Genomic DNA, 10673 nt, shown 5'->3' with positions numbered 1-10673 from the left:
GCTTTGATCAGCTAGAAGCAGATTCCTTAAATTACTGTACGTCAAAGCGTACAAAAATGGCTTAAAAATAGCCCCAGATTTATCCGCAGAAATTGTGGATTTTTTTCAGGCTGAAAGCCTTATAGATTGTATGTGATTTTCTGTTTTGAGTGTTTTTTGATCAAAAATGTTGGCAAAACATTCCAAAACCGCTCATAAAAAAGCCGACTTGTTTCAAAGTCGGCTTTTTTATGTTTTTTGGATTTTTATGGTTTTATTAAGTATCTGATATTTATATTAATATACAAGTGTATTGCGTATAAGCACCATTATGTTAAATAAAGAGCTTCATCTAAAAATTTTATCAAAATTTTTAAATTTGAGGTTAGAGCCCACTATTAGATAGCGTGGACTTTTTTTTAAATTCCATAATAGGTTTTAATTAACTCCGCAAAGACAGCAACACCAATATCCTTAGTCACTTGCCAAGATTCACTTAAAGCTTTAACCGTAATCTTACCAATCCAACTATTTACATCTGCACTATATTCTGTAGGAGATAGGGGAGTTGGAGTAACATCAATAATTTTTTGTAAATCTTGAATGTCTGATTCTTCAACCCCATAAGTTTTTAATTTGGTTGCTAAAGAATTAAAATCACCTTTTATAACTTGTACTGTATTAGTTGATTTTTGATTAATTGTTGAGTTTTCATTGTGGTTAGCCATATTACCTACATTAGCAATATGATAATTAATATTTTGAGTCATTTGCTTTTCCTTATCTGTAAAAATATAATCTTCACCTGTAACACCTTGTTTTTCAAGATTTATTGACCAATCTAAAATGATTTTCCTAATACTAGATAGAATATTGCATATGTCAGTTTTACTAATGCTTAAGAAAGGTTGATAACCAGATCTGAGATTGTCGGAAAATGGACTATTTTGCATACCCATCTTCTGAATCAATTGATTATCCTGATCATCAAAGAAACGTAATAAACGTTCTTCTAAACCTTGATCTAATCGAAGATTGATAAAATTTTTATCATCTGAATAAATCCAGCTTTCTAACTTTGGAATAGGATCATGAATTAATTTTACATCAGTATACTTCGCCCATTCTGGACCACTAATTACAACAGGTATCGTAGCTTTATCAACAGCTGAAGCATATATACTGCCTCTGACAAGTCTATAATTTGGAATATCTTCATTATTTGATATATAGCCACTTAACTCTTTATTACACCAATCAGAAAATTCTTTCACATCAAGTTTGGAAGATATTAAATAAGCATGATTTAATAACTCTGAAACTTTTATGTCTGGGTTCGCTGCTAATTGTTGTAACTTAATTACTGCTTTCATATAAGCTCACTGTAGATTTAAAAATAATCTATTAATTTAATTTTCCTAAAATTAACATAATACACCTTATGCGAAATCGCTTTTTTATTCTTTTTAATTCAAACACTTATTTTAAAGTTTATAGCCCAATCCAGCCCGATTGGGCTTTTTTTATGATTTTTCACGTTCCACGTATGTTTTTTGAACATTGTTCCACGTTTTTGATTAGTTGCCGTGAACAATCACCCTACCCATATGGCTTGAAAAACCTGCTCCAGAAGCCGCGTTGCTCGGGTTCTGGATCGATCTGTTCTGCCACTGGATAGCGTTTCGGTTGTTCTGGTGTAGTAACCTCACCATTGTTTGTAGTTGGCTCAGGTTCTGGATCAGTTGGAGATCCAGTCGGTTGCGCTGGGTTTTGATCGGTAAACGTAGTCATATTGGTTTTTGGAGCTTCCAAAAGACGTTGCATTGCCTCAATTTGTTCTTGATAGAAAGACTCTCGTTCTAAGGACTGGTTTTCTCGAAGCAAAGCTTGATTCAATTGTTTTTCAAGCATGTCAACTTGACGTTTAAGCATGTCAACTTCTGTCAGATGTTGACTGTCAATTGATTGACTTTGATTGACACTTGGTTCCTTTGGTTGAGGTTCACCAAAAACGCGGATTGCCTCAGAAAAGTCAATTAACCCATCTGATCCTTTAGATAAATTTCCTTTATTTATATGAGCATATATGGCCTGTCTTGAAAATCCATATAGCTTAGCTAACTCTGAAACTGATAGTTTTTTCATAATGTAAATTAACAGTCAACTTGTGTTAATAGTTGACTGTTAACTTGACAATGTCAATTGACAGTTAAGCTGTAAATCCAACTTGCTCAAGATATGGTAAATATTCTTTTAATTTCACAGGATCGCTTAACTGTTCAGCAATTCTTACTGCAAATTGGTCAAAGCTCTCTGTCCCTTGTGAATATTTCCCTAGCTCTGGTAATCGACAGAGTTTATTTGCAAAAAAATGGCGCTGAGCTATTGTCATTTTAAGAGCACGTTCTTCTAAATTGATCTCAGTATTTTTTTTAGTTTGTTTTGTTTTTAATTTCTTTTGTTTAAATGCGAATGAGAAGCCTTCTATCAACCTACCTTTTTTATGTTGTTGATATTCAACTTCTATATCTGAAAATTCATTAATTTGTTCGATGCTAACATCTAAAACACGTCTCTTAAATGCCTCCATTCGAGCATACTCATTAATACCGATACCAAGTTGTTCTCTAAACTTTTCTGTATTAAAAATAGGTGTATAGCCAACATTTTTCCATTGCTTGACTAACTCGTATAATCGAACAGCATAAATGCTCTTAAAATTTGCAGTTTGTTTTAGATGATAGCTAGTAAAATATGTTTCAAAGCCATCAATTTTCGTGACTTGATCAATAAGAACTCTTGTTAATGTAAGTAAAATGCGACCTTCACCTTTTTTATAATTTGCATCTTGTATCCATCGACTTTTTGTTACTGACCCATCTTCATTTTGAATAGTAAATTGTCGTTTAAAAAGAGTCTCTTCAGCTTCCAATAATGTTAAATATGCTGCATCAAGCGTAGTATTGAAGGCTTTAGCATATCTCGCTGCATTTAATTCAAGTGGTTGTTCAGTTGTAAGCCCTTTTCCTGTTTCTCTGGCATCAATGATTGCTAACTGTATTAGTCTTGCTTCAGATAAAGTTAAAGACTGAAGTGCCTGTATTAATTTATTAGATTTAACAACAAGATCTTTATTCTGCATGGCAATTATAGCAACAATTAAAATTATTGTTGTTATAACAACACTATATTAAGAAGTTGTCAAATAAATAAAATCTTTCTGATTGTGACTTTTTTAAAAATCGTTATATTTCAATAATTTATATTGTTTAAATTATATTTTTTAACCGAGAAAATGTTGTCATATACCGCAAAAAAACAATACTTTAGTGATTTTTTTAATTTTTCAAAAAATTAAGTTATTGATTTTAAATGAATTAAAATTATATAGCAACATTTATATATTTTGTTGCTATAAACCGAGCAAACGTTGCTATATAACCGAGCAAACGTTGCTATATAACCGAGCAAACGTTGCTATATAACCGAGCAAACGTTGCTATATAACTCATAATATGCTTGCTATATAAGGCTTTCAGCGTGTCTAAAAGCATTTAAAAGCATTTAAAAACATTAAAAACCTTTTTCATTCAAAATTGCCCTTGGTTTTCGCTACGCTCAAACTCTATTGAATCTCGCTTTCGCTCGATTCGTAGGGGCAATTTTTTGGTTTATGTTGACGTGACTTTAAGAAAAATCCAAAGCAACTCGGAATTCGCTTCGCTCATAGAGCTTTTTTACTCGCTACGCTCGGTCTAGGGTCAATTTTCTGCATGTGATTTACGCTTATTTAGGCTTCACAGCCTAAAAAGCGGTTTTTCAGGGTGTCTAGGTGCAAATTTTAGTGGTTCGCTCGTAGACACTCGCTCTGTAAATGCCTATACAAGGCTTAAAATGGCACTTTTTAGCCCAATTTCAAAAGTATCTGATGAAATGGTGGTTTTTATTATAAAGTTGCTTAAATCGCAAAATAGAGCGTTTTAAAGATGAACCGCTAAGACTTTTCAGTCTTAACGGTCATTTTTTAAAAATGAATGCATGTGATTAATCTGCACCGACAGCATTAAACAGAGCTATTTCTGTTTAATTCTCAGTTAAATTTCATAACATACAAAAATTTTTCCACGGATTACCAGTCCGCTTGCAGTCACCACAACTGCTATTTCTTTCACTAATCAAACACATAACCGGCTCAACCTTTCATTACTCATGTATACCCTTACGTTTTTATTCGCTCGAATATTCATGCTCCCGACAGAAACGTCGCTTTACTCAACTGATCTCCCATCCTCTAAAATTTGTCTAAATCTTACAGTCACCAACTAAAAGAATTAAATAAACAAATATTTAGCGAACTTCCCGTATTAGTCTTAATTGTCACTCGGATGCCCGGCTTCTCGCTTTCGCTCAAGTCTTACTCGTTACACTCGTCTCGTCCATTGGCGCTTCATGGGTAGTTGTTCCAAGATCCCACTTACACCGACTAAAGACTCTTTAGAGTTACCGTGCTATCAAAATTTTCAGCAAAGCATCTATCAGGTTCTACTGTAGATGCTGTTACAGGCTTAAGCTATTCGACGAATCTTGCTTATGTATTTACAAGTACCCGATGTCCATGACCCTTTTAAAATCTGACATCTGACAGTTTTTCTCTGTCTTGATCGCCTTTCGGCTCACTTTTAGTCGCCCACCTGTGCTGTGCCCATCGCAAAATCACTCATGCAAAAGGCAGTCATTTTAGCGTTGAAATCATCCGTGATCTCAACTCTGACTTCAATTAAAACAGGGTTGTGCTTTGTCACCAAAGCGCCCGTGTCTACGTCGCCCAACAACTTTAATCTTGTTCAATTTTTTGATTGGGTAGAAAAAGAGAATTTCACTCTTTAGCCCCCGTTGTAGCCGCACCAGCGAGGTTTCCCCAGCATGCAGCTTCACCGATCAGAACATGGTTAGTGCTCCTAGCAGTTTGAAATAGTGAAAAAACGTCTCGGCAGCGGTAACTTGCCGAACATTAAAAGCCAAAAATAGGCGCAAAAATGGACAAACTACGCTAGACGTAATTTTTGAACGTTAGAGGGAATCTAACAAAGACAATATGCGAGTAGCCAAAAAATATGTGCTATCGCTGATCATGAAAGGACTCCGTTGGCATACGGATAACGATCTGATGATTCACTTTAAAATTCCTACTAATGGTCTCTGCTGACTTAAAAGATGATTTTTCTTTTTTGCGCTACAGGTTCAGAATCAGAAAAGCTTAAGAAGCAATCAGATGCATTTACTATACCTGAAAAAGTGCCAAAATCAAATTTTGCAGGAACAACCATTTATAAACCTACATCTGCACCTAAAAAGGGACTGCTAAACGCAGTCCAAAGCATTACAAAATAAGCACTCCGATAGAATTACTAAAAAAACATAAAAATGCTAAAATCTGTCCGACAGAATTACCAAAAAAACTGGACTTTATAATGATCTATTACTGTGTCAAAACGAGCGAGTATTTAGCCGACATTTTGGATAAAGTGAGCCGCGAAACACAGTATTATTTTCAGCTTGATGTGCCGCTTGATCGTGCTGAAAGCATCATTGAGAAGTTTCAAAAAAGGTATGATTTGAATCAAACTGCCAGACAAAGAAATTACCGTTTAAAGCAGAAACCAGTGGTGGATCTGATTGTTTTACTCAATCAAAGTCTGCTCAAAATTGAGAAGGTTCGACTTTGTTTATTGTGTACAGTTCCCGAGGAACTTCGCGAAAAAAAGCAAGATTGTTCGGAGTTGCTGAGAATTGCTTATGGACTTGATAAGTCTGAGTTAGAGCCGTTTGAATCGGTCCAAGATCGTCAGAACCGGCTAATCTATCGTACCGCCATTCAGGTTGGAGAGAATAAGCAGTCTGCTCCAGTCTATGAGCTGGTTAACCTACCGTTTACGGTTGAACAGCGCAAACAGAAAGAAATTGATAGAACCACGGGTTGGACGTGGCGCATTCACAAGAAGTTTCTGGAACTTAAGAGTGAGCAACTGGTCGCTACCTTTAAGAAAGCCCAACAGATCAAGAGTCCTGATAAACAGGACAGTATGGTCATGGCTGAGTTGTCTCGGGTGGCGAAATTGGCGGGGTTTAGGGGCGTTCGGGAGGATGTGTTTAAGTTCAATAAGCAAGTTTTTCCGCTGTACTTCAAGTATTTGAACCGGAAGTCCAAAGTAGAACTGTCGGTGCCTTCGTATGAGCGGAAATCTAAGCGTTTGGTCAGTAATTTTCAGGAAATGACGGCATTTTTTGAGGATCTTCAAAAGTAGGTTTAAACCACAAAGATGGCTGTGATGGCGATCAATAACAGTGGGGATGCACTCAGCATGAATCTTTGGGTTTTGAGGTTGAAGTCTGTGTCATATTTTTTTGAATATTGCTTATATTTCAAGGCAAAGCAGACGCTTGATACAAAGCATCCGATCAGGAAACTCAGCATTAACGCCATGCGGTAAAAATCTATGCTGAGGTCCGTTCCTGCTGTAAATTTATGGAACTGGTAGTAGTTGCTGCCCATGAGAAAAACTAGGCACAACAGCCCAAGCCCCATGGCGTTGTATTTCATTTTTTTGTTGTGATCTTGGTATAAAAACTTAGTGATAAGCATGCTTAAACTAAGGCAAAGTGGGACCAAAATTACTGTAATGCTGATCAGTAAGTTACTGAATAGCCATGATTGAAGGTCTGGATTGTTTCTAAATTGGTAGATATTTAAAAATGGGAAAAACACCACGGGAAAGAAGTACATATAGGACAGCTTAAACGAGTCCATATTTTTAATTTTCATCATGTGGGATCAGAGTCCTGACTGTAACTAAGGTAGTTAGGTAGGTATTATGTGTGATGTTAAGCTCTAAATTTTATATATAATATAAGTATTTGATTTTAAATGTTATTGTATTTGTGTAGCAAAAATAAAACTCAAATATTAATATTTATAAGTTATTGAAATTAAATATAAAATTCAGATCACACATAATACCTACCTTGATTTGAAAAGAAGCTATTGTGTGTGTCGATCAAAGCATTAGAAAGGTCTCTAGTTCTTTATCCTGTCTACCTGACTTAGAATATGATTTACGTAGGCTTTACTCAGGATTACGTCAATGTCAGCAGTAAATCTAATTAATGAAAATGACGATGAGAGAGAAATTGCTTCTCAGGCAGCTTGTGCACTTCGAGAAAGCTTTATTACCGCAGCTCAAAGTGGACCAGTTCTGTATGTTGAAAACGATACTGTTTTACTTAAGGAAGTTGGCGCTCCCCCAATTGTGATTAAACACCTAGCAGGTCGTAATCCTGAACTTGCTCAACGAGTAGCGAGTCGTGGAACTTTTAAAATTAAAAAATGTAAAGTAAGCCAAGATTGAAGCTAACTGGGACTTACAATTCAAATTTCGTATAAGAGATTTTATGTTAAATAAACAGCACTTGATTAAAGATTTGATTACTAGAAGTGAGGTGTCTATAGCCTAGTGTTAGAATGGTTACATGTTCCTATGTCAATGCGTTTTCGTTCTTTATGGGCAATTCTAATGATCAGCTTGATCTTGTGTTAAAAGATAATAATTTTGAAGAGCTCTCTTCATCAAGAAAATCAATTATAAAAGAGATCTTTAAAAATGATTTCTGGGGAGATAGTGAAAAAAAATTAGAAGATATTTTGGCGAATAAGAAGCATATTGAATTAGTTAATAAGCCTTTAGATGAGGATATTAGCGCTGGAAAGAATACATATACTTATGATGCACATACGTATCATACAAAAGTTCCTCCGCAAGGGATTTCGAAAGTTATCCAATATTATTTACCGCATGGAGGAGTTGTTCTGGATCCGTTTGCGGGGAGTGGTATGACTGGTGTTGCTGCATCTGCAAATGGATATGACGTTATTCTTAATGAGTTATCTCCAGCAGCATCATTTATTGAATCAAACTTTTTAAAGTATGTTGATCCACAAGATTATCAAGCTGGAATTCAGTTTGTTTTAAATAAAACCAAAAAAGTTAGAGATACTTTGTACACAACTACTTGTCGAGAGTGTTCAACTAAAACAGAAATTTTATATGTAGTTTGGTCATATGAGCTCGAATGCAATCACTGTAATGGTGTATTTGTTTTATGGGATCATTGCAGAAAATATGGCTCTAATGTAAAAGAGCATAAATTATTAAAAAAATTTGACTGTCCTCATTGTTTGAAAGAGGTCAATAAATCTTATTTAAATAGATTAGATACTAAACCTGTTTTTCTTGGATATAAGTGTTGTTCTAAACAAATTAAAGAACACTCTTTAGATGTTTCTGATTATGAAAATATTAAAAAAAGCGAAGATTTAGTTCAGAATTATCAGGGGATATATCCAGATGTAGAAATTCCTGATGGAGTAAATTTAAATCAACCGAAACGACACGGTATCAAAAATATTAAAGATTTTTATACAGCACGTAATTTAGTAGCATGTAGTTCTATTTGGCAGGCTATAGGTTTGGTAGCTGATAAAGAAATAGCTAGTCTACTTACTTTTACATTTACTTCACTCTATCAGAGAGTTACTAAGACTTCTGAATACCGATTTTGGGGAGGAAGTAGTAATACAGCCAACTTCAATATTCCACAAATTTTTAATGAAGCTAATGTATATCTAACTTTTGAAAGAAAAAGTAAAAATATCTTAGATCATCTCAAATCGACAGCTCAAAAATATACTGGAAAATCAGTAATCCATACGGGTAGTGCTACAAATTTGAGTTTTTTGCCAGATGAATCAGTAGATTTGATTTTTACAGACCCTCCATTTGGATCGTTTATTAACTATAGCGAAATGAATATCTTATGGGAATCATGGTTAGGGGTCTTTACAGACTCTAAGAATGAAGCAATTGTTAGTAAAGTACAGAAAAAGGGCGTTGAAGAATATACTGATCTGATGACTTTAAGTCTAAAAGAGGCATATCGTGTTCTAAAAACTAATCAATGGATGGTTTTGGTGTTTATGAATTCCTCAGAAAAGATATGGAGTTCTTTACACAAGGCTATTCAAGATTCAGGTTTTATTATTGAAAAAGTTAATATCTTTGATAAGAAGCATGGGACATTTAAACAATTTGTTAGTGAAAATACCGCTGGTGCTGATTTAATGCTGCATTGTAGAAAAATTAGTAATCCAGATAGTAGATTTGGACGTGTAGATAGTAATTTCAATATTGAATCATTTGTGAAGAACTTAAGTAAAGAAAAAACACCATATATCAATTACTTACATGTAAAAAGAGAGCAAGAAATCGATTTTAGGACATTATATAGTCGCTATGTTGCTCAAAGCTTATCAAATGGTGTTAAAGTTGTTGATTTTTCTGATTTTAGATCAAAATTAAACGAGATTTTAATTAATGCTTAAGCCTGCTTTTTCTAGCGATGAATTTGTTCGAATGAAACTTGTATTGGCTACAAAAGTAGTTGGTATGATGGGAAGAAAATTGGAAGAAGATGATTGGACGGATGCTTATTGCCAAGCGAAAAATATTCCTAGAAGTAACTGGAGCAATTTAAATATTGATATTAATTATCAAGGTCTTGGTGTAGAAATAAAACTGTATAGAGTAAAAAGTTCACATAAAGAATCGATTAAAGAAAACTGCGGAACAACGAAAATGCATCCGGCAGCTACTCGATCAATTCGAATAGATAGTAGCTTATCAGCTGAGGATGCTAAAAATAGTGTATTAAAACAGTATGCTGAGTTAATTATAGATAGAACAAATAAAGTAAAAGATGCTTCTAATAGACAAGTTGCTGATATGAGATCAGCATGGGTGCTATGGGAGCCAGAATTACGAGAATTTCTATATTTTGAAGAGGAAATGTTTATTCCAAATCCTCAAAATTATTTTGCTGAATGGAATATCACGAAAGCTAGAGGTAGCAGAAAAGAGAGTAAATCTTTATGGATTTATGATAAGAAAACTAAATTAAAGCGTTACTCAGTTACTACTGATGCAGGTGCAAAAATACAGCCTTACTTTGATATTCCAGCAGCTAGTGATCCTAATCTGTATTATTTCAGAGTGCAAAGTGAAATGTTATCTGATAGTGATATTGGACTATGGGTTTCACAATTAACAGCTCAAAGATTAGAAAAACTTGTTGATATACATGATAAACAGAAGTTGAGTGAATTTTTATTAACATCTATCAAAGACTTTGCGGTTGATAATACTTCAGTAGAGCCTGAGTATGCAGTTTGCTTAACAGTTAATAATGATGCTTATGAAGCACTTATTACTACTCTACAAGGGGTTAGTGATGAACATAATATGCAATTATTTTTAAAATACCTTTAGCTTGAAAATTTCTAATAGAATCAAAAAATGGGTTTTTATTAGTTAAGTTTCGCTAAAATTAACATAATACGAATTATGCGAATCAAATTTTGGTAATAAAAAACCCCGACATCCTGTCGGGGTTTTTTGTGTTTGGTTGCAAGGTATAACTCCTGTCGTACCTAACCATCCTTGTGCTGATCTTTTTTATTCTTGTTGTTTGGAGCTTCCTGCTCTCTATGGCTTCATCATAAGAAATAACGCTTTGATCAGCTAGAAGCAGATTCCTTAAATTACTGTACGTCAAAGCGTACAAAAATGGCTTAAAAATAGCCC

8 protein-coding genes are annotated in these 10673 nt (G+C 34.4%); 4 read left to right on the top strand and 4 right to left on the bottom strand.

Annotated elements, in window-relative coordinates; translation table 11 throughout:
* Positions 1 to 398 precede the first annotated feature (398 nt).
* From CF596_RS13625 to repM, 3 genes are all read right to left on the bottom strand, one after another.
* Positions 399 to 1352 carry a hypothetical protein gene (locus tag CF596_RS13625; RefSeq protein ID WP_096902788.1) on the bottom strand — a complete coding sequence of 318 codons (954 nt, stop codon included), beginning with the start codon at positions 1350 to 1352 and terminating at the stop codon, positions 399 to 401.
* 226 nt (positions 1353 to 1578) lie between these two features.
* Positions 1579 to 2124, bottom strand: coding sequence for a plasmid replication DNA-binding protein (locus CF596_RS13620; protein ID WP_096902787.1), 546 nt, complete (start codon positions 2122 to 2124; stop codon positions 1579 to 1581).
* Positions 2125 to 2188: 64 nt separating this feature from the next.
* Positions 2189 to 3121 (bottom strand): replication initiation protein RepM, encoded by a 933-nt coding sequence (gene repM, locus CF596_RS13615; protein ID WP_096902786.1) that lies wholly within the window; start codon positions 3119 to 3121, stop codon positions 2189 to 2191.
* Positions 3122 to 5450: 2329 nt separating this feature from the next.
* Between repM and CF596_RS13605 the strand changes: the two genes are divergently transcribed.
* Positions 5451 to 6284 (top strand): hypothetical protein, encoded by an 834-nt coding sequence (locus CF596_RS13605; protein ID WP_096902785.1) that lies wholly within the window; start codon positions 5451 to 5453, stop codon positions 6282 to 6284.
* A gap of 2 nt (positions 6285 to 6286) precedes the next feature.
* On the opposite strand, the gene CF596_RS13600 is transcribed toward CF596_RS13605, so the two are convergent.
* The gene (locus CF596_RS13600) at positions 6287 to 6805 is read right to left on the bottom strand and encodes a hypothetical protein (protein WP_096902784.1); all 519 of its coding nucleotides are present in this window, start codon (positions 6803 to 6805) and stop codon (positions 6287 to 6289) included.
* Positions 6806 to 7121: 316 nt separating this feature from the next.
* On the opposite strand from CF596_RS13600, the gene CF596_RS13595 reads away from it, so the two are divergent.
* From CF596_RS13595 to CF596_RS13585, 3 genes are all read left to right on the top strand, one after another.
* The gene (locus tag CF596_RS13595) at positions 7122 to 7385 is read left to right on the top strand and encodes a hypothetical protein (protein ID WP_096902783.1); all 264 of its coding nucleotides are present in this window, start codon (positions 7122 to 7124) and stop codon (positions 7383 to 7385) included.
* A 152-nt stretch (positions 7386 to 7537) separates the two neighbouring features.
* Complete coding sequence (locus CF596_RS13590; protein ID WP_171325015.1) at positions 7538 to 9415, top strand: DNA methyltransferase; 1878 nt, start codon at positions 7538 to 7540, stop codon at positions 9413 to 9415.
* Positions 9408 to 10358: a hypothetical protein gene (locus CF596_RS13585; RefSeq protein WP_096902781.1), complete on the top strand. Its 951-nt coding sequence runs from the start codon at positions 9408 to 9410 to the stop codon at positions 10356 to 10358. Before CF596_RS13590 ends, CF596_RS13585 begins: the two co-directional genes overlap by 8 nt.
* Positions 10359 to 10673: the final 315 nt, after the last annotated feature.

This window comes from Acinetobacter sp. YT-02 (genome assembly GCF_002412355.1).
Taxonomy (GTDB): Bacteria; Pseudomonadota; Gammaproteobacteria; order Pseudomonadales; family Moraxellaceae; genus Acinetobacter; species Acinetobacter towneri.
The sequence above is the reverse complement of the archived record's forward strand: the minus strand, read 5'-3'. Positions and strand labels throughout refer to the sequence as shown.